Source organism: Vibrio aestuarianus (genome assembly GCF_012395185.1).
GTDB lineage: Bacteria > Pseudomonadota > Gammaproteobacteria > Enterobacterales > Vibrionaceae > Vibrio > Vibrio aestuarianus.
In genome coordinates this window covers 1-1,427 of record NZ_JAAZTU010000096.1, presented here as the reverse complement: position 1 = coordinate 1,427, position 1,427 = coordinate 1, and the positions used below count along the sequence as shown (strand labels likewise).

1 protein-coding gene is annotated in these 1,427 nt (G+C 36.7%); it reads right to left on the bottom strand.

What is annotated here, in order from left to right; all coding sequences use genetic code 11:
* Window positions 1-178: 178 nt before the first annotated feature.
* Window positions 179-1,225 carry a hypothetical protein gene (locus HGG78_RS18730; RefSeq protein ID WP_172533814.1) on the bottom strand — a complete coding sequence of 349 codons (1,047 nt, stop codon included), beginning with the start codon at window positions 1,223-1,225 and terminating at the stop codon, window positions 179-181.
* Window positions 1,226-1,427: the final 202 nt, after the last annotated feature.

Sequence of the window (1,427 nt, the reverse complement as noted above, 5' to 3'; positions counted from 1 at the left end):
TCGATGGTGTTGTGAACGCGGAGGGCGGCATACGAGATTACGGCGAGTCTCGTGGGATAGGAGATGTGTATAAGGGGCAGCAAGTACACATTGGGATGCCGTAACTCTTGCATCAGGTGATATGTGACGTGAGATACGGTGCCAAATACGTGGTTTGTTATTTTGATGAAATTGTTTTCTAGATGTGTATAAGAGTCTGGTCTTTTAGATCCTCAATTGTTGACTTAACTTGGTTCTTTAGTTCAGGAATATATACAGGTCTCTTTAACTGCCGTGCCAATGGAGCGCCATGAAGATTAGGCTGTTTAGTTTCGTCGCCCAGTGTTGAATCTACTTCGGAATATGGCATGCAAATTGGTACACCTTCTTTTGATTCTGCTTTTTTAGGCAGCGATACACTCAACTCTTGCTCATTAACCAATATATAGTCACTTTTTTCTAGTCGAGAACGCCAGTTGTCGTTAAACAGAAAGAATGGAGAATTAATCACTGAATTTATATTAAAGGCATAACCGCCATTATTTGGCTTAGGACCTACAATATTACTTTTCTCAAACTCTTCTAAAACACTTTTAGCTGGTGCTAAGTTAAAAAAGTTAGCTCTATAGGTAACATTATCATTATCTCTGTCATCCCAATTGCTTGCGACATTTAATAAAGAGTTTAGACAAGAACGTTTTGCTGAACGCAAAGAGCGATCTAATAAAGCTAAGTTATCCAATTCTTCTTTTACTGAACTTACTGGCTGATTTAATATCAGCTGCCAATCTAACATACAGGTCTTTAATACCTGCATAAGTTCAACTGTGTCTTTAGCTGCCAACTTAACTGCATTTATAGGTGGTCTAGATTGTTCTTCTCTATTTTTTCTTTGCTGCCCTATATAATGATATATACCGATAACGACACTGCAATATACTGTTATAAAAAAGCTAAGAGTTTCCCAAGACATGGGAACTTCAACATCAAAAACTTGTTCTTTAATGTCAGAACCAAATACCGAAACAGAAGATGCCCACAATATGCTAACCATGATGAAAATTAAATTTCCATAACCAGAGTGAAGTTTAGCTGACCATTTTTTAACAAAATCACGCTCGATATTATTGAGTGCGTATTTACATATTCTGTATGTTATATAAGCCAGTACAATGATAGTTATTACATAAAGTGAAAGAGCATCATATGCGTTTAAAAATACTACACTCCAGTTTTCTTTGTCCAATTTCAGCTCCATTGCCATTTCACAAAACAAAAAAATCCTAATATCATAACAGACTAATTATTCATGATAAACACCTAACGCCGCATTAAGTGGTGAGCGACGCTAAACACCAATGTCTCGACAAACCACTTAAAACACAAAAAATGAATTTACACTAAAGTCGCCAAGCGTTGCGAATCCGTCTTAAATGCTTTGTTATGCA